Below are 20,059 nucleotides of genomic sequence, written 5' to 3'. Positions count from 1 at the left end.
GCCGCATGGCGGCCCCAGATCGCTTGCCCTACGGGCATCAGGCTTGCTGCTCAAGCCAGCACCTGCTCCAACCAGCATCCTGCAGCCGCATACACCTCGCCAGTCGCCCCGGTGATACCCGACATGCGCAGAAAATCGTGGGTCAACCCCGCCTCGATACGCAGCGTGGTCGGTGTGGCGCTCGCCTCGAGCTTGCGCGCATAGTCCAGGCCTTCATCGAACAACGGGTCGTACTGGGCCAGGTTCACATAGGCCGGCGCCATGGCTGGCAACGCCGGGTGCAGCAGGGGCGAGGCGCGCCAGTCAGTGTGCGCTTGGCTGGCGCCCAGGTAATGCTCGTAGAACCAGTCCAGCGTACCGCTCTCCAGCAGGTAACCCTCGCCATACTGCCGGTGCGAAGCGCGTCGAGTGTTGCTTTCGGCTACCGGGTAGAACAGTAGCTGCGCTTTGACTGCCATGGCCTGGGGGTGTTGCGCGGCTTCGATCGCCAGAACCGTGGCCAGCGTAGCACCCGCGCTGTCGCCGGCCAGCACCAGCGCGCTCGGCAGGCCTAGCTCGGTAGCGTTGTGCTGCAGCCAGAGGGCGGCGTCCTGGCAATCGTGCAGTGCCGTTGGGAACGGCTGCTCGGGCGCCAGCCGGTAGTGCGGAGCGAACACCGCATAGTCACCCAGGCAGGCCAGGCGCCGGCACACGCAGTCATGCGAGTCCAGGCTGCCGACCACATAACCACCGCCATGCAGGTAGAACAGGGTGGCCTTGGGCGTGACGCCCGGGCGCACATAGAGGCGGGCGGGCAACTGCGCACCCTCGCGGCAACTGAACTGCAGGGCGCGCACGTCGACATGGGCGGGAGGGTCGGGGTCGAGCAGACGCGAGGCGTTTTCGAACTCCGCCCGTGCCTGGGCGATGCTCAACTGATGCATGGGCTGGCTCTTGCCCGTCAGGCGGCCGAGTTCGGCCAGTTCCAGGAACGCTTCCAGATCGCAATCCAGGGACATTCGGGTTTCCTTCACAGTGTTGGATAAAGGCCCGGCCGCACAGGGCGGCCGGGCGCAGGTTCACAGGGTGTGTGCGGCCACCGGCTGCAGGCGCTGAAGCACGGTTTCGAGCAGTGCGCCATGGCTGACGATGGCGTAGTGATCAGCGGCCAGGCGCTGGCTGGCGTGGATCGCATGGCGCGCTTCGAAGGCCTGGCAGACGCCCGCTTCGCTGCTCTGTGCCCACCAGCAGTCCAGGCTGGCGCGTACCGCGGGCAGGGCGTGCACTTGCAGCGACAGGGCCTTGAGGGTCATGGCGACGGTAAACGCGCGCGCCAGCTCCTCGCTGCTTTGCAGGCCGTCCCTGGCCTCTGCGCCCAGGCTCTGCTCGATCAGTGCCTGCAACTGCGTGGCATCGGCATTGGCCGCTACCGGGAACAGCGGCAGGCTGTCGGCCGAGCGGCCACTGACCACGGCGAGGAAGGCGCGCAAGTCGCCACCGCAGTCTTCGTCCAGCGCCGCACCTGGCTCACCCGGTACATACGGGTCAACCAGGCCGAGCAGATCGATCTGCTGGCCCTGGCGCTCCAGCTCGCGGGCCACCAGCAGCGCCAGGGTACCGCCCAGCGACCAGCCCAGCAGGCGGTAGGGGCCGTGGGGCTGCTTCTGGCGAATGTACTGGGCGTAGTCGATGGCCATGGCGTCGAGCGACTCGTCCTGCCATTGGCGGTCGAGCAGCATGCGGTTTTGCAGGCCATAGACACTGCAAACGCCGTCCAGCCGCTGAGCCAGTGCGCGGTAGTCGAACACTGTGCCGAAGCCCGCATGCAGGCAGAACAGCGGGGCCTGGCGTTCGATTTTGCGGTTGAGCAGCAGCAGTGGGTCGAGCGCCGCCTGCTCGCCCGCCTCGGCCGGGCACAGTTCGGCGATGGTCGGGCGGGCGATCAGGTCGCGCAGCTTCAGGTTCAGGCCCAGTTGCGGTTGGTTGCGCAAGCGCGAGAGCACCTTGAGCACACTCAGTGAATCGCCCCCCAGTTCGAAGAAGTGATCACTTACCCCGACCTGCTCCAGGCCCAGCACATCGGCCCATATCGCCGCCAGGGCGCGCTGGCGGTCATCCGCCGGGGCCTGGTACTGGCGCTCGCGCAGCAAAGGCTCGGGCAGTGCGCGGCGATCGACCTTGCCATTGGGGGTCAGCGGCAACGCATCGAGCACCATCAGGTGCGCCGGTACCATGTAATCGGGCAGCACCTGGCGCAGGTGCTCGAGCATCGGCGTGACAGCACGCTCGCCGTCGCCACGTACCACGTAACCGACCAGCTGCTTACCGTTGGCACCCTCGCGCGCCACCACCACCGCATCGAGCACGTTGGCGATATCACGCAGGCGCGCCTCGATCTCGCCCAGTTCGATACGAAAACCGCGGACCTTCACCTGATTGTCCAGGCGCCCGAGGTAGTCGAATACCCCGTCCGGGCGCTGGCGTACCAGGTCACCGGTGCGGTACAGGCGCCCACCAGTGGCGCTGAACGGATCGGCGACGAAGCGCTCGGCACTCAGCCCCGGGCGGCGGTGATAGCCGCGGGCAAGGCCCTCGCCACCGATGTACAGCTCCCCGGCCAGGCCTGCCGGCAGCGGGTTGAGGCAATCATCCAGCACATGCAGCGTGCGGTTGCCCACGGCCACGCCAATGGGGGCGTACACCGCTTCGCAGCGCGCCGTCACCGGCACCTTCCACAGCAACGGGGTGACCACGGTTTCGGTAGGGCCGTAGCCGTTGGTGAGGTAGTGCGGTTTGAGCACCTGCTTGACCAGCTCGAAGTTGGCATCGGCCACCGCATCGCCGCCGAAGCAGTAGATGCGCACCGGGGGCGGTGCCGGTTGGGCCTGGCCGTATTCAGCCAGTTGCTGCAGGTAGGCCGGCGGGAAGCAGGCGATGCTGATGGCCTCGGCATGCAGCACGTCCCAGGTCTGCTGCGGGGTCCACAGGGTGTTGCCACGGACCACCAGCAGGCCCCCGCTGATCAGGGTCGACAGCCAGCGCTCCTGAGCACCGTCGAAGGCGAACGACATGAACAGCAGCTCGCGGGTCGACGGGCCCATTTCGTAGCGTTCGATGATCGCCTGGCAGTGCATGCGCAGTGGGCCGCGGGCCACGGCCACGCCCTTGGGGTTACCGGTGGAACCGGAGGTGTAGATCATGTAGCTGAGCTGATCGTCCAGCGCTTGCCGTTGCGGGGCGTGTCGCTGCGCGGACAGCTCGCAGCGGTCCAGGTCCAGGCGGCGCTCGGGGGCCACGCCCAGGCGTTCGCCGATGATGCTGTCGGTCAGCAACAGCGCCACGTCGGCGTCACCGATGATCCACTGCAGGCGTTCGGCGGGGTAGTCGATGTCCAGCGGCACATAGGCCGCGCCAGCTTTCATCACCGCGTAGAAGGCAACGATGGTGCGCACCGAGCGATCCAGGGCGATGCCCACCCGGTCCTCGCGCCCGATACCGCGTTCGAGCAGGGTCCAGGCCAGGCGGTTGGCCTGCTCTTCCAGTTGCCCGTAGGTCAGTTGCACCCCGTCGCAGCGCACCGCCACCTGGTCTGCACGCGCCTGGGCATGACGGCCGATCAGGCTGGCCAGGTCATGCTCAGGGCTCACGCCGGGCTGTGGCTGCGGCTGCGGCTGCGGCTGCGGCTGCGGCTGCACGACGGTGTCGAGCAGGCCAAGCGTGCCGACTGCCGCCTCGGGGTGGCTCAGCAGGCGTTCGAGCAAGGTGTCGAAGTGGCTGCGGATGGCCTCCACCTGCGGCGCCTGGAAATGGTCCTGGCGGTAGAGGAACTCGATGCGCAGACGGGCATTGAGGTGCACCGCCAAGTCCATCGGGTAGTTGGTGACGTCGCGCAGTTGCGCTTCACCGAAACGCAGGCCGGCGGCACCGGCCGATTGCAGGCGTTCATCGATGGGGTAGTTCTCGAACACGATGATGCTGTCGAACAGCGCCTGGCCGTTGCTCTGGGCCCAGCGCTGGATGTCCACCAGCGGGGTGTGCTCGTGGTCGCGCACTTCCAGGTTGCAGGTCTGCAACTGTTGCAGCCAGTCCTGCACCGGTTGAGCCGGGTGCGGGGCCTGGATGATCGGCAAGGTGTTGATGAACAGCCCCAGCAGGTTGTCGGCACCCGGGAGGCTGGCCGGGCGACCGGACACGGTGGCGCCGAAGCACACGGTCTGTTGGCCGGTGTAACGCTGCAACAGCAGCACCCAGGCAGCCTGCACCAAGGTGTTGGGGGTAACGCGCAGGCGTTGGGCCTGCTCGCGCAGCCAGGTGGTGCGCTGCTCGTCCCAGTGCAGGTAGAGCGCGCCGTGGCCTTGCTGGGCGCTGCGGCTACCGGCCACGCCGGCCAGCTGGGTAGGGGCCTGCAGCTCGGCCAGGCGTGGCCGCCAGAACGCCTCGCTCGCCTGTTGCGCCGGCGCCTGCAGCCAGCGGATGTAGTCGCTGTAACGGCCTTGCTGAGCCGGCAACGCCTGGCCGGCGTAGCATTGGAACAGTTCACCGAGCAGGCGTGACTGGCTCCAGCCATCCATGAGGATGTGGTGGCTGGTCAGGATCAGCTGGTGGCGCTCGTCATCCAGGCGCACCAGCAACAGGCGCAGCAAGGGTGGGGCGAGCAAGTCGAACGGGCGACGCCGCTCGGCTTCCGCGGCGGCGGCCAGGCGCGCCGGCTCGACGGCCTGGCCGCGCCAGTCCAGCGTCCTGGCGTCGAGCTGGCCCTGACGCAGCACGACCTGCAGTGGCTCGCTCAGTTGCGGCGCCTGCCAGAAGGCACTGCGCAGCATCTCGTGGCGCTCCACCAACCGGCCCCAGGCAGCGATGAAACGTGGCGCCTCCAGGCCTTGGACCTCGACGCTGGTCTGGTTGATGTAGAAGTCCCCGGCCCCGGCGTCCTGGGTGTGGAACAGCATGCCCTGCTGCACGGTGGACAGCGGGTAGATGTCTTCGACCTGGTCGCAGGCGAAAGGCAACAGGGCCAGTTGCGCCTGGCCAAGCCGGGCCAACGGCACGTCCGAAGGGGTGAGGCCAAGGCGTACGCCCTGGCCGCACAAGGCCACCACCTCACGCAACTCGGCGGCATAGTCGTCGGCCAGGTGCTGCAGTTGAGCCGGCTCGAACATCCGCTGGCTGAAGCTCCAGTTCAAGCGCAGTTCGCCGTCGAACACCTGGCCATTGAGGGCCAGCCAGTTCTGCAACGGCGCATCGGGGCTTTGTTCGCGGCCTTTGTCTGCCGGGATCGGCCGCAACAGCGTGGCGGCATCGTCGTGGCCACTGTCGAACTGGCCCAGGTAGTTGAAGGTGATGCGCGCAGCCGGCAGTGCGGCCAGGGCCTCACGTATGGCCGGGCTGGCGAAACTGCGCAGGGCGCCGAAGAACGCACCTTTGCCCGGCAGGGCGCGCAGCTGTTCCTTGGTCAGCATGATCGCTTCGGCCAGCGAGCTGCCGGCGCTGATGCGGGCCGGGTAGAGGCTGGTCAGCCAACCGACGCTGCGCGTCAGGTCGGCCTCGAAGTCGGCGAAGGCTTCGCGGCCATGGCCTTCGAGTTGCACCAGATGGTCACAGGCGCCGGTCCAGCGTTGCAGCACGCGGGCGAGGGCGGCCAGCAGCAGGTCGTTGATCTGCGTGCGGTAGGCGGCCGGGCAATCCTTGAGCAGGCGCGTGGTGGTCGCGGCATCCAGATGGGTGGTGACGCTGCGGCTGTCGCACAGGCGCAGCGCAGCGTCCGCATCGAGAACCGGCAGGCTGCTGTCGATATCGGCGCACTGGCGTTGCCAGAAGGCGGCTTCCTGCTCCCCGGCCGGGCTCTGTGCGTAGGCTTGCAGGCGCAGGGCCCAGTCCTGCACCGACAGGGTGCGCGGTGGCAGCGCGCAGGCTTGGCCGGCAACCGCCTGGGAATAGGCACTGTGCAGGTCTTCAAGCAGGATGCGCCAGGACACACCGTCCACGGCCAGGTGGTGGATCACCAGCAGCAGGCGCTGCTCACCGTCGACCATCCCCAGCACGGCGCGCAGCAACGGGCCTTGGCCCAGGTCGAGGCTGCCTTGAGCGCGGTCGCACAGGTCCTGCCAGCTGTCGCCCTGGCTTGGCTCGAACAGCCAGAGCAGGTCGTCGTCGGGCGCATGCGGGGCAAAGTGAGCCTGCCACTGGCCTTGCACCTGGCTGAAGCGCAGGCGCAAGGCATCGTGGGTCTCCAGCAGCGCGGCGAGCGCCTGGCGCACGTGGGCCGGGGCCAGCGCCTGGTTGGCCATGAGCATCACCGACTGGTTCCAGCGCTGCGCCTGCGGCACGGCCTGGGCGAAGAACTGCTGCTGCATCGGCAGTAGCAGGCTGGGACCGCTGGCAGGCCGGTACGCGGCCTCGGCCGGTTCGGCCTGGGTCTGGGTGACTTGCGCCAGGGTGCGCACGGTCTGGTGGCTGAACAGGTCTTTGGGGGTGAAGTGCAGGCCGTCGCGTCGTGCCTGGCTCACCAGCTGGATGGACACGATCGAGTCGCCGCCCAGCTCGAAGAAGTTGTCATCGATGCCCACGTGCTCACGCTTGAGCACCCGCTGCCAGACCTGCACCAGGCGTGCCTGCAGTTCATCTTCGGCGGCGCTGTAGCTGGCCTGGGCCTGAGCCAGCCCTGGGGCGGGCAGGGCCTTGCGGTCGAGCTTGCCATTGGGGCTCAGCGGCATGCGCGGCAGGAACAACCACTGGTTGGGCACCATGTAGTCGGGCAGCTGGGCCAGCAGTGCCTGGCTCAGTTGCTCGCGCTCAGGCAGCGGCTCGCCGGCCCTGGCTACCAGGTAGGCGACCAGTTGGTTGTCCACGGCCAGCACGGCGGCCTCGTGGATGGCGGGTTGCTCCATCAGCCGCGCTTCGATCTCACCGAGTTCGATGCGCAGGCCGCGGATCTTCACCTGGTGGTCGATGCGCCCGCAGTACTCGATCACGCCGTCGGCGCGGTAGCGCGCCAGGTCGCCGGTGCGGTACATGCGCGCGCCAGGCTGGAACGGGCAGGCAACGAAACGCTCGGCGGTCAGCGCCGGGCGTTGGTGATACCCGCGGGCCAGGCCCACTCCGCCCAGGTAGAGCTCGCCGATCACGCCAGCGGGTTGCGGCTGCAGGCCGGCATCGAGGATCCAGCAGGCCAGGTTGGCGATCGGTTGACCAATCGGCACACCGGTCTTGCCCTCGTCACGGCAGATCCAGTGGGTGACGTCGATGGCCGCTTCGGTGGGCCCGTACAGGTTGTACAGTTGGGCCTGGGGCAACTGCGCGAACACCTGTTGCTGCGCCTCCACCGGCAGCGCCTCGCCACTGCAGACGATGCGCTGCAGGCTGCTGCAGCGGCTGACCTGGTCGTCGAGCAGGAAGGCCTGCAGCATCGAGGGCACAAAGTGCAGGGTGGTGACCTGATGCTGGACGATCAGTTGCACCAGGCGCGCCGGGTCGCGGTGGTCACCCGGCGCGGCAATGGCCAGGCGGGCGCCGGTGATCAACGGCCAGAAGAACTCCCACACCGACACGTCGAAGCTGAAGGGCGTCTTCTGCAGCACTGTGTCGCTGGCATCCAGGCCGTAGGCCGCCTGCATCCACTGCAGGCGGTTGGCCAGGGCCTGGTGGCTGTTACCTGCGCCTTTCGGGCGGCCGGTGGAGCCGGAGGTGTAGATGACGTAGGCCAGTTGCTCGGGCGTGCACGGCACTTGCGGGTCATGTTCGGGCTGCGCGGCGGGCGCCTGGTCGAGCAGCAGCACCGGCAGCCCGGGCGGCAGCGGCAGACGCTCGCGCAGGTGCGCCTGGGTCAGCAGCAGGCCGATGCCGCTGTCTTCGACCATGTAGCTCAGGCGCTCAGCGGGGTATTCAGGGTCCAGCGGCACGTAGGCGCCGCCGGCCTTGAGGATGGCCAGCAGGCCAACCACCAGCTCCAGGCTGCGCTCGGCGGCGATGCCGACCGGCGCGTCCTGGCGCACGCCTTGGGCAATCAGGGCGTGCGCCAGCTGGTTGGCCTGGCGGTTGAGCTGGGCGTAGCTCAGCGCGCTGTCGCCGAACAGCAGTGCGGTGGCATCGGGCGTGCGCCGTGCCTGGGCTTCGACCAGGGCGTGGATCGACGGCGTGGCCGGGTAGGCGTGGGTAGTGGCGTTCCACTGGGTGAGCAAGCGCTGGCGTTCGTCATCGGCCAGCAGCGTGATCTCGCCCAGCGCCTGCTGCGGGGCCTGCACCACGTGCGCCAGCAGGCGCAGCCAGTGGTCCCCCAGGCGTTGGATGGAGCTGTGGTCGAACAGGGCGGTGGCGTAGGTCAGGCTCGCACTCAGGCCCTGGGCGTCCTCGAAGGTGTTGAGGGTCAGGTCCAGTTGCGCGGTCTCGCCTGCCAGTGGCAGCGGCTCGATGGCCAGGCCGTGGCCCAGGGCCGATTCGTTCGGCTGGGGCGCGCCGACCTGGTGGTTGAACATGACCTGGAACAGTGGGTTGTGGCTGAGGTTGCGCGCTGGCTGCAAAGCCTCGACCAGTTGCTCGAAGGGCAGGTCCTGGTGGGCCTGGGCCTGCAAGGTGGTGGCCTTGACCTGATCGAGCAGTTGCTCGAAGGACAGGGTCGGCTGGCACTGGCCATCGATGACCAGGGTGTTGACGAAGAAGCCGATCAGGTCTTCTGCCTCGACCCGGTTGCGGTTGGCACTGGGCACGCCGACGCGGATGTCCTGCTGGCGGGTGTAGCGGTGCAGCAGGGCCATGAACGCGGCCAGCAGCACCATGAACGGTGTGGCCTGGCGGGCCTGGGCAAGCTGGCGCACGGCCAGGGCCAGGGCCGGTGGGATGGCCAGCGGCAGGCGCGCCCCGTCGAAGCGCTGCACGCTCGGGCGTGGCCGGTCCAACGGCAGTTCCAGCACAGGCACTTCGCTGCCCAGGCGCTGGCGCCAGTAGTCGAGCTGGCGTTCCTGCTCGCCGGCTTCCATCCAGTGGCGTTGCCAGATGGCGTAGTCGGCGTACTGCAGCTGCGGTTCAGGCAACTGGCTGGCCAGGCCCTGGCTGAAGCGCGCATAGCAGTGGGTCAGCTCCTTGACCATCACCTGCATCGAGCGCCCGTCGCTGATGATGTGGTGCTGCACCAGCAGCAGCACATGGTCATCGCTGCCCAGTTGCAGCAACTCGGCACGCAACAAGGGGCCGCAGGCCAGGTCGAACGGTTCACGTACCCGCGCCTGGATATGCGCCTGTAGGGCCTGCTCATCGAGCGTGGTCAGCGTCAGGGCGACGGCGACGGTGGCGTCCACCTGCTGCGCCACGCCGTGCTCGTCTTCGACGAAACGCGTGCGCAGGCTGTCATGGCGATGCACCAGCGCCTCGAGGCTGGCCTGCAGCGCAGCCACGTTCAGTGCGCCACGCAGGCGCAGGGCGCAGGGGATGTGATAGGCGCTGGCCTGGCGGTCGAACTGCCAGAGGAACCATTGGCGTTGCTGGGCGAACGACAACGGCAGGCGGTCGAACGCTTCACGTACCTGAGGGATCGGCAGGCTGGCCATCGACAGGCCTTCCTCGCGCATCTTCATCAGGTACTGCCGGCGCTTTTCCAGCGGCAGCAGGACAAAGCGCTTGGCGATTCTCGAAGCGGCAGTGCTGTCCATCAGTGTTCCTCCATTTCGTCGAGCCAGGCTTCGAGGGTGTCGAGCTTGTTTTCATCGACCGCGGTTGTAGTGGTGTCCAGGTGCAGCGCCAGGGCTTGAAGGGTCGGGTGCTGGAACAGGGCCTGTGGGGTCAGCTCGCGGCCCAGCTCCAGCTGGATGCGCGAGACGACGTTGATCACCAGCAGCGAATGGCCGCCCAGCTCGAAAAAGTCGTCGTCCAGGCCCACCGCCTGCACACCGAGCACCTGTTGCCAGATGCCTGCCAGTTGCACTTGCAACGCTGTGTGGGGCGCGCGGTAGGGGCGTTGGGCAGGGCTGTCGGCCGGTGCCGGCAGGGCGCTGCGGTCGAGCTTGCCGTTGACGGTCAGGGGCAGCTGTTCGAGCCACATGCAGTGGGCCGGGACCATGTAGTCGGGTAGCTGCGCCTTGAGCGCGGCGCGCAGGGTGGCGGTGTCGCCGCCCTGGCCGTGATGCGCTACCAGGTAGGCGAGCAGGCGGGTGCCGGCGGGCCCCTGGTCGGCGATCACCACCGCCTGGGCCACCGCCGGCTGCGCCAGCAGGCTGGCCTCGACTTCGCCCAGTTCGATACGGAAGCCGCGCACCTTCACCTGTTGGTCGATGCGCCCGATGTATTCGAGGGTGCCGTCGCTGCGGCGGCGCGCCAGGTCGCCGGTGCGGTATAGGCGGCTGCCGGGCTGGGAGGAGAACGGGTTGGCGATGAAACGCGTAGCGCTCAGCCCGGCGCGGTTGAGGTAGCCTCGGGCAAGGCCCGCCTGGCCGATGTACAGCTCGCCGATGCAGCCCGCCGGAACCGGTTCGAGCTCGCCGTCGAGCAGGTAGCCGCTGAGGTCGTCGATCAGTTCGCCGATCGGGCTCAGCGTGCGGTTCACATCATCCAGGCCAATTGGTCGATAGGTGACGTGCACCGTGGTTTCGGTGATGCCGTACATGTTCACCAGTTGTGGCCGCTGTGCGCCGAAGCGCTCGAACCAGGGGCGCAGTGCCGCCACGTCGAGCGCTTCGCCGCCGAAGATCACATGACGCAGGGCAAGGTCTGCCGAGGCGGCGCTGCACGCGGCCTGGGTCAGGGGTTTGAATGCCGATGGCGTCTGGTTGAGTACGCTCACACGCTCGTCCACCAGCAGTTGCAGGAACCCCTGCGGGTCGCGGCTCAAGGCGTGCGGCACGATCACCAGGCGGCCTCCATGCAGCAGCGCACCAAAGATCTCCCACACCGAAAAGTCGAAGGCAAAGGAGTGGAACAAGGTCCAGACGTCATCGTGGTCGAAGCGGAACCAGCGATCGCAGGCGCTGAACAGCCTCAGGACATTGCGCTGGCTGAGCAGCGTGCCTTTGGGCAGGCCAGTGGAGCCGGAGGTGTAGATGATGTAGGCGAGGTTGTCGACGCTGCTGCGCGGCGCGGGGTTGTGCACCGGCTGGTCGTCGTAGCCGGCCTCCAGATCCAGGCGCAGCAGCCCATCGTGCGCGGGCAGTTCGGCGAGCAGGCCAGGTTGGTCGAGCAGCACCTCGATGCCGCTGTCGCGGACCACGAAAGCCAGGCGCTCTGCCGGGTGCGCGGGGTCGAGCGGCACGTAGGCGCCGCCGGCCTTGAGGATGGCCAGCATGCCGACGATCAGCGCGAAGCCGCGCTCGGCGGCCAGGCCCACCGACACATCGGCGCCCACGCCCGCCGCGATCAGGCGGTGTGCCAGGCGGTTGGCGCGCTGGTTGAGCTCGGCGTAGCTCAAGGCCTGGCCCTGATAGCGCAGGGCAACGGCCTGCGGCTGGCGTTGTGCCTGGGATTCGATGCGTGCAGCCAGTGCTTGCGTTTGTGGGTGGGCGACCGGGGCGCCGTTCCAGGCCTCTTGGACCTGCAGGCGTTCGGCCGGGTCCATCAGGGCCAGCCGGGCGAGCGGCAGCCCGGGCTGGGCCAAGGCCTGTTCGAGCAGGTTCAGCCAGTGCCTGGCCAGGCGTTGCAGGGTCGTAGCGTCGAACAGCGTACGGTCGTAGGTAAAACTGGCGCTCAGGCCTTGTTCATCCTGGGCTGTGCTTAGCGCCAGGTCGAACTGGGCCTCCTGGGGTTGGCTGTCCAGTGCCTCCAGGCGCAGCGCACCCAGTGGCGTGGCGTCGGCTGCCTGGTGGTGGTTGTACAGCACCTGGAACAAGCCCTGGCGTGGGCCGCGCTGGGGCAGCAGGGCTTCGAGCAGTTGCTCGTAGGGCAGGTCCTGGTGGTCCTGGGCTTCGACCATGGCCTGGCGGGTCTGCGCCAGCAGCCCGGCAAACGACAGGTCGGCCGTGCACTCGGCGCGCATCACCAGCGTGTTGACGAAGAAGCCGATCAATTGCTCGGTTTCCAGGCGGTTGCGGTTGGCCAGCGGTACGCCGATGCGGATGTCCGGCTGGCCGCTGTAGCGGTGCAACAGGGCCTGCCAGGCCGCCAGCAGCACCATCGGCACTGTCGCCTGGTGTGCGCTGGCGAAGCGTTGCACCGCTTCGCCCAGTGCCGTGGGCAATGCCAGATGCAAGCGTGCCGCCGGGCGCTTGGCATCGTCGCGGCGGGGGTGATCGCAGGGCAGCTCGAGCACCGGTTGCTCACCGGCCAGGCGTGTGCGCCAGTAGGCCAGCTGGCGCTCGCGTTCGCCGTCATCCAGCCAGCGACGCTGCCAGGCCGCGAAGTCGGCATATTGCAGAGCCAGTGCGGGCAAGGCCTGGCCTTGATAGAGCGCGCACAGCTCGCGGACCATCACCTGCATCGACCAGGCATCGGAGACGATGTGGTGCTGCACCAGCACCAGCACGTGGTCGTCGGCCGCCAGGCGTGCCAGGCCTACGCGCAGCAGCGGGCCGCTGGCCAGGTCGAAGGGCTGGCCGAGCAGGCCTGTGATGAAGGCCTGGCACTGGCTTTCTTCAAGCGGCACGCCTTGCACGTTCAGCGACCAGGGGGCGAGGATGTGCTGGCGCGGCTGCTCACCTTCGAGGGTGAAGCAGGTACGCAGCGCTTCATGGCGGGCGATCAGTTGGTCGAAGGCTCGGTTCAGGGCGGTGATATCCAGCGGGCCGCGCAGGCGCAGTACGCTGGGAATGTGGTAGGCGCTGCTGTCTGGGGCCAGCTTCCACAGCAGCCACTGGCGCTCCTGGGCGTAAGACAGCGGCAGTTGGTCGCGCGTGGTTTGTACCGGCATGGCCAGCGGGGTGGCCGTTTGCAGCTGCGTCAGGGCCTGGCAGAAGTCGCCCAGGCGCGGCTGGTCGAACAGCAGGCGCAGGGGGAAGTTCAGCGCCAGCTCGTGGCGCAGGCGCGAGACCGCCCGCGCCACCAGCAACGAATGCCCGCCCAGGGCGAAGAAATCATCCTCCAGCCCGACCCGTTCGGCCTTCAACAGCTCGGCCCAGGTAGCCGCAACCTGGCGTTGCAGGTCACTCGCCGGCGCCTGGTAGCGAGCCTGTGCCGGGCTGTCGTCGACCACCGGCAGGGCCTTGCGGTCGAGCTTGCCGTTGGGGGTCAGGGGCATGGCCTGCAACAGGTGCAGGCGTGCTGGCAGCATGTAGCCCGGCAGTTGCTCACGCAGCGGTGCCAGGCAGTGTTCGATGAATGCCTGGCTGTCGGCGGGCGTGCTGGCGGGTACTACATAGCCGACCAGCTGCGCGCCATCGACGCCGTCGCGGGCGACCACTGCCGCTTCACGTACCGCGTCCAGGGTGAGCAGGGCCGATTCGATCTCGCCCAGCTCGATGCGAAAGCCGCGGATCTTCACCTGATGATCGACCCGGCCAAGGAAGTCCAGGCTCCCGCTGGCGTGGCGGCGCGCCAGGTCGCCGGTGCGGTACAGGCGCTCGCCGGGCTTGCCGTAGGGGTGCGGCACGAAGCGTTCGGCGGTCAGGCCGGGGCGCTGGTGGTAACCCTGGGCCAGGCCGTCGCCGCCGATGTACAGGTCGGCCGGTACGCCCTGCGGGCTGGGCAGCAGGTTGCCGTCGAGCAGTAACAGGGCGGTGCGCTCGATCGGCTGGCCCAGTTCGGGGCGGGCGCCGCTGCGGGCCAGTGCGTGGCGCGCCGACCAGATGGTGGTTTCGGTCGGACCGTACAGGTTCCACAGTGCGGCGCAACGGGCCAGCAGCCTTGCCGCCAGGTCATCGCCGAGCGCCTCGCCGCCGCACAGTGCGGTCAGGGCGGGCAGGCGTTGCTCGGGGTCATTGTCGAGCAGCATGCGCCAGGTCGATGGGGTGGCCTGCAGCACGTCGATGCGTTCGCTGATCAGCAGGTCGAGAATTGCCGCCGGGTCCTGCACGGTGTGCTTGTCGGCCAGCACCATGCATGCCCCGGTGCACAGCGGCAGGTACAGCTCCAGGCCGAAAATGTCGAAGGAGCAGGTGGTGATGCTCAGCAGGCGCTGCCCCGGTTGCATGCCGGGCGCCTTGGCCATGGCTGCGACGAAGTTGGACAGTGCGCCATGGGGCACCATCACGCCCTTGGGGTTGCCAGTCGAGCCGGAGGTATACAGCACGTACGCCAGTTGCTGCGGTGGGCAGTCCAGGGCCAGGGGCGGTTCGGGCTGGTGCGCGGCATGCAGGTCGACGTCATCGAGCAGCAGTACCTGTTGGCGTGGCGTTGGCAGGGCAGCCAGCACCGAGGCCTGGCTCAGCAGCAGGGGGGCGCCGCAGTCTTCAAGCATGTAGGCCAGGCGTTCGGCGGGGAACTGGGGGTCCAGCGGGACGTACGCCGCACCGGCCTTGAGGGTGGCCAGCAGGGCGACGATCAGCGGCGCGCCGCGTTCCAGGGCCACCGCGACACGCTCGCCTGGGCCGATGCCGGCGGTGTGCAGGCGCCGGGCGAGGCGCTCGGCAGCGTTGTCGAGGGCGCGGTAGCTTAGCCGCGTGTCGCCGGCCACCAGTGCAACGGCCTCGCCGTGGCGCTGTGCCAGGCGCGCGAACTGCTGGTGCACGGCCAGGCCGTCGAGGGCATCGCCTGCGGGGCCCTGGGCCGCGGCCAACCACTGTTCACGCTGCACGGCAGGCTGCGCATGAAGCTCACCGATGGCGCACTGGGGGTGGTCGAGCATGGCCTGGAGGATGGCCAGCCAGTCCTCACCCAGCCGCTCAGCGGTGGCCGCCTCGAACAGCGTGGCATCGTAGTCGAGGCTGATGCCCAGCCGCTCGCGACCGGCATGAACGTTGAGGCTGAGGTCGAACTTGGCGGCAGTGGGGGCGCTGGGCATCGGCTCGATGTGCAACCCTGGGAAACCGGCCGCGGGCTGCTCGGCATTGTCGCTGGTCCAATTGAACAGGCAGTGGAACAGCACGCCGTTGCTGCCTTGGCGTTGTTCAGCAAGCGCTTGCTCCAGCGGGTAGTCGGCATGCTCCAGGCATGCCAGGGCGTGCTTGCGTACCTGCTCGAGCAGGCTGGCCACGGACTGGCGCGGGTCCAGGCGCGCCCGGTGGATCTGGCTGTTGACGAAAAAGCCGATCAGGTCCTGCACCTGTTCCTGGTTGCGCCCGGCATTGGGCACACCAACGATGAAATCGTCCTGCCGGGCATGGCGGCCGAGTACCAGTTGCCAGGCGGCCAGCAGCACCATGAATGGCGTCAGGCCATGGGCCCGGCAGGCGGCCTGCAGTTGGCTGAACAGCGCGGCGGGCAAGGCCAGGGTGCAGGTCCCGGCGGCCGTGGCGGGACGGCTGTCGCGCGGGTGATCGGTGGGCAGTTCCAGCCGTTGCAGGCCGCCTTGCAGGTATTGGCGCCAGTAGCTGGCGGCGCGCTCGTGGGCCGGGCTGGTCTGGTAGGCGCCGCGCTGCCAGTGGGCGAAGTCCAGGTACTGCACCGCAGGGCGAGGCAACTGGCAGTCACTGCCGGTGCAGACGTTGCCGTAGGCCTGGGAGAGATCGCGCAGCAGCACTGGGTTGGACCAGGCATCACTGACGATGTGGTGGCTGGTCAGGGCCAGTACATGGCGTTGCGCGCCCAGCTGATACAGGCAGGCGCGCAGCAGTGGGGCCTGGGTGAGGTCGAACGGGATGGCGGCCTCGGTCTGCAGCGCCTCGTGCAACACCTGCGGTGGTTGCCCGCGCAGGTCGACGCAGCGCAGGTTCAAGCGCGCCGCGCGGTCGACCTGCTGGCGTGGATGGCCCTGCACCTCGTTGATGCGGGTACGCAGGATGTCGTGACGGTCGATGACCCGGTCCAGCGCCTGTTGCAGGTCTTGAGCCTGCAGCGGGCCCTGGAGCAAAAAGGCGCGCGGCTGGTTGTAGGTGGCGGCATCGGGGTCGAGCTGATCGAGCAGCCACAGCTGCTCTTGGGCGAACGACAGCGGCGCGTGGTCGGCGCCGTGGGCAACGATACCGGCAGGGGCGGCGGTGTCGTCGAGCTCGCAGAGCAGGGCCAGCAGCGCGTCATCGGTGGATTGGTTCTGGGGTGTCATCTCGGTCTCGCCATCACTGGAGAATTAAGCGTACTGAGAGAGACGAAGGGGCAGGGGGGTGATTTAGGCAGGCGGTGAAACAGCTGCACCCGGCGCGCGTGGGGCGCGCCGGGTGGGGTTCAGGCAAGGGCTGGCGTGTGTTCGACGACGACTTTGCCGGCCTGCAGCCGTACCCGCTGGTCGGCGATGTCGAAGTAGCGGTCATCGTGGGAAATGACAATGATGGTCTTGCCCAGGCGCTTGAGGTCCGGCAGCAGCTCGGTGTAGAAGATGCGCCGGAAGGTCGGGTCCTGGTCGGCGGCCCATTCGTCGAACACCAGCACCGGGCGTTCTTCCAGCCACGCGTTGATCAGCGCCAGGCGCTTGCGCTGGCCAGTGGACAGGTCGGTGGTGCTGAACGCACCGTCCTTGACGCTGACCTTGTGGGCGATTTCCAGGCGCTCCAGGTAGCGGTTGGCGTCGTCGGGGATGTGCGTATCGCCCTGCACCACATCATCGAACAGGTAGTAGTCGGCGAACACGGTGGTGAACAATTGCCGGTAGTCGTCGCGCCCCTGTGCGTCGATGGCCTGGCCGTTGAGCAGGATCTGCCCCTGTTGCGGCGGGTACAGGCCCAGCAGCAACTTGATCAGGGTGGTCTTGCCACAGCCGTTTTCACCGACCACGAAGACGATGTCGCCCTGGGCGATGCGCAGGTTCACTGGCCCTACCTGGAAGGGCTGGGCGCCTGGGCTGGCCTGGTAGGCATAGCTCACCTCGCGCAATTCCAGGCTGTCGACCACCACAGGCGGGTTGCCGTGGTCCTCCAGCAGCAGGTGCGGTTCAGGCGAAGAAAACTGCTCGGAAAGCTCGGCGATACGGCGAAAGGCGATTTGCGCGCGGCTGACCACCGGCAAGGTGCCGATCAGGTGTTCCAGCGGGCCTTTCATGTACAGCAGCACCAACACGAAGCCGCTGATGGCCTTGGGGTCGGCGCTTGGCCAGAGGAACTGCAGGGTAAGGCCCAGGCCGATGACCACGAAGAACAGCATGGAGCCGAAGCTCTTGGCGATGACGAACGTGTTGATCGAGCGTACCTGGGTGGCGCAGATCGCATCGGCGGTGTCCTGGATGCCCTGGCGGAACATGCGCTGGCGGCGCGGGCGGTGGATGCGCAGCTCCTTGGCGCCTTCGGCGATGGCGTGGTAGTGCTTCTGCAGCCGGTCTTCGGCGTCGCGGGCGGCCATGAAGCCTTTGATGCCACGGCCTCGGGCGATGTACTGGACGACGCTGCCGATACCGATTGCCACGAGCATCATCAGGAACATCGGCAGTGACAGCGTGGCCAGGTAACCCAGGCAGCCCAGGGTTACGGTCAGCGAAATCGCCAGGGGTGCGAAGGCAAAGGCGAAGTCGCTGATGGTGTCGACGTCATGGGTCAGCACCGGGATCAGGCGGTGGCTGCGAAAGCGCTCGATCTGCTCGATGGGCGCCGACAGCACCTTTTCGCCCAGGGCTTTGCGCAGTTTGGCGATGATGTGCTGGCCGACATAGTTGGTGCCGATGTCGGAGCAGATCGAGCTGGCCAGTGCCAGCGCACAAAGCCCGGCGAAGCCGAGGATCACGCCGTTGCTCAGGCCACCGTCGGCGTGCAGGCCGCTGTTGATGGTGGCCAGCAGGGCGGTAACGCTCAGGCCGCCGACCATGCCCATGACGACCGACAGGGAAACGATCGGCCAGAACGGTTTGAGCAGGGTGAACAGCTCGCTCAGCGCCCCGCGGGTTTTGGAGGTCATGTTGAATTCCTGGATCAGAGGCAGAAGTACATGGTTATGACGAGTGGCCCGCAGGGCAATTTAACCGCGTACCTTCAGAGGTCGCGGACCACCCGGACACCCAGCCAGTCACCCAGGCGCTCCGGGAAATTGGTGTTGCGGTTGCCCGAGCGGGAGAAGATCGGCGCCTCGCCCCAGTCGTTGCCGCGGATGCTGACCACCTTGCAGCTGTCCTTGGCCCGGCTGGCCTGGCCCCAGGCACTGCCGTCGGCCGGTGCGCCTGCGTAGCTGTTGTGGTAGCAGTCTGCGACCCATTCGTAGACATTGCCGTGCATGTCGTACACGCCAAAGGCGTTGGCCGGGTAACTGCCCACGGGCGAGCTGTAGCTGTAGCCATCCTTGGGGCCGTAGACGTTGGCGTGCTGGCTGATTTCCAAGGTGGCGTCTGGGTCGATGGGGAAGGGGTACATGCCGGTGCTGCCACCGCGTGCGGCATATTCACGTTGGGCCTCGCTGACCATGCGGTAGTGCTTGCCGGTCTTTTTCGACAGCCAGGCCACGTAGTCCTGCACGTCGTGGTAGCTCATGCACACTGCCGGTTGCTGCGGGCCCTGTTTGTAACTCGGCTTGCTGGCGGTGCAGCGCCGGCCCGGGCGATCGTCGCCGTCGGCGATGCGCGTGCCCGTGGCCTTGAGGTAGCCATCCCATTGCTCGGCGGTCACCTGGAAGCGGCTGATGGCGAAGGGTTTGGCGAAGGTCACCGCATGCTGTGGGCCTTCGTCATCCTGGCGCCCCATTTCGTCGGGCGGGGTGCCCATGTTGAAGGTGCCGGCGGGCAGCACCACCATCTCCGGGCAGAGCGTGTCGCAGTCACGGAACACCGTGCCCGGGGGTTGGGCGGCTTGTGCTGCCAGGGCCGGCAGGCTGCAGGCGGCCAGCAGGCCGGCCAGGGTCAGGCGATGCATGGAAGCGGTCATGGGGATGCCTTGTCAGAGTTGTTGGGTAATCAGGGCCATGGCCCGGTCGATCTGCTGCTCGTCATTGAGCAGGCTGGGGGCCAGGCGGATCACCGGGCCGACATCGCGATACACCGCGTCGCACATCACCTTGTTGGCGGTGAGGTGGGCGGCGACGGCGTCGGGGTCGCGGTCCTTGATGCGGAAAAACGTGAAACCGGCCGAGTAGCGCTCGCTGCGCGGTGTCACCAGTTGCACCTGGGGGTGCTCGGCGAGGCGCCCCTTGAGCAGGCTGTTGAGTTGGTGGATGCGCTGTTGCACGTCGTCCTTGCCCAGCGCCAGGTGCAGTTTGAAGGCCTCATTGGCGGCCCAGCGGTGCTCGAAGGCGTGGTAGCCGCCCGGGGTCATGATGGTGGCGAAGTCCTCATCGCGGGAGAACGTGGCCATGGTCGGGGTGAGGTGCTCCATGCCGGTGGAGGCCGCGCAGATGATGCCCGTGCCACGCGGGCCGAACATCCACTTGTGGGTGCCGGCGATGAAGTAGTCGCAGTTGAAGTCGGCGAAACGCGCGTTCTCCACGCCGAAGCCGTGCACACCGTCGACCACATAGAGGATGCGCTCGGCTTCGCTGCGGTTGCGGTTGTGCTGGCGCACCAGCGCGCCGATCTCGCCGACCGGCAGCTTGACGCCACTGCCGGAGTGCACCCAGGTCATGCCCAGCACGCGGGTATGCGGCTGGATGGCTTTGTCCAGGGTACTGAGCACCTGGTCGGTGGAGACTGTCCACGGGTCGTCGAACAGGCGGATCTTGCGGGTCAGGGTGCCCTGGCGCTGGGCGCGGAAGGCCAGCGCCTTGTGGGTGGAGTAATGTTCGTGCTCGGTGACCAGGATCTCCTGGTGGGCGCCGACCTTCAGGCCGCCATAGATCATCGCCAGGCCTTCGGTGGTGCTCCCGGTCAGGGCCACCTGGCGCGGTTTGACTTCAAGGTAGCGCCCGGCCCACTCGCGCACTTCATCCTCGCGCTGCCATTCGTACTGGCTTTCCCAGTCCATCAGGGCGGCGGGGTTGCGGTCCAGCGCGGCACGGTGGCGGTCGATCGCTGCCTGTACCGGGCGCGGGTGGGCGGTCACCAGGAAGTTGGCGAAGTGCGCGACTTGTGGGTCGAGCGGGAACAGCGTGCGCAGGTTGCGCCATTTGTCGGGGCCGCTCAGTGGTGCGCTGGCGCCAGCCAGGGCCTGGGGCAGCAGTGGCAGGCTCGCGGCCAGCAGGCCGGCCTGTTTCAGGAAGCTACGGCGGTTGCTCATGGTAGGCAGGCTCG

6 protein-coding genes are annotated in these 20,059 nt (G+C 67.8%); all 6 read right to left on the bottom strand.

Translation table 11 applies throughout. The annotated features are described in order from the left end of the window. Positions 1–50 precede the first annotated feature (50 nt). Positions 51–998: an alpha/beta hydrolase gene (locus JNA92_RS09605; RefSeq protein ID WP_241804468.1), complete on the bottom strand. Its 948-nt coding sequence runs from the start codon at positions 996–998 to the stop codon at positions 51–53. Between the two features lie 60 nt (positions 999–1,058). After that, positions 1,059–9,620: a non-ribosomal peptide synthetase gene (locus tag JNA92_RS09600; protein ID WP_241804466.1), complete on the bottom strand. Its 8,562-nt coding sequence runs from the start codon at positions 9,618–9,620 to the stop codon at positions 1,059–1,061. After that, positions 9,620–16,030, bottom strand: coding sequence for a non-ribosomal peptide synthetase (locus JNA92_RS09595; RefSeq protein ID WP_241804465.1), 6,411 nt, complete (start codon positions 16,028–16,030; stop codon positions 9,620–9,622). The genes JNA92_RS09600 and JNA92_RS09595 overlap by 1 nt, the downstream gene beginning before the upstream one ends. Positions 16,031–16,149: 119 nt before the next feature. Then, positions 16,150–17,805 carry a cyclic peptide export ABC transporter gene (locus JNA92_RS09590; protein ID WP_241804464.1) on the bottom strand — a complete coding sequence of 552 codons (1,656 nt, stop codon included), beginning with the start codon at positions 17,803–17,805 and terminating at the stop codon, positions 16,150–16,152. A 74-nt stretch (positions 17,806–17,879) separates the two neighbouring features. Continuing rightward, positions 17,880–18,761 carry a formylglycine-generating enzyme family protein gene (locus tag JNA92_RS09585; RefSeq protein ID WP_241804463.1) on the bottom strand — a complete coding sequence of 294 codons (882 nt, stop codon included), beginning with the start codon at positions 18,759–18,761 and terminating at the stop codon, positions 17,880–17,882. A gap of 12 nt (positions 18,762–18,773) precedes the next feature. Beyond that, a complete protein-coding gene (locus tag JNA92_RS09580; RefSeq protein WP_241804461.1) occupies positions 18,774–20,045 on the bottom strand; it encodes an aminotransferase class V-fold PLP-dependent enzyme in 1,272 nt (423 codons plus the stop codon). Between the last annotated feature and the right edge of the window lie 14 nt (positions 20,046–20,059).

This window comes from Pseudomonas putida, assembly GCF_022627325.1.
Classification (GTDB): domain Bacteria; phylum Pseudomonadota; class Gammaproteobacteria; order Pseudomonadales; family Pseudomonadaceae; genus Aquipseudomonas; species Aquipseudomonas putida_X.
Note: the sequence above shows the minus strand (reverse complement) of the source record. Positions and strands in the feature narration are given on the sequence as shown.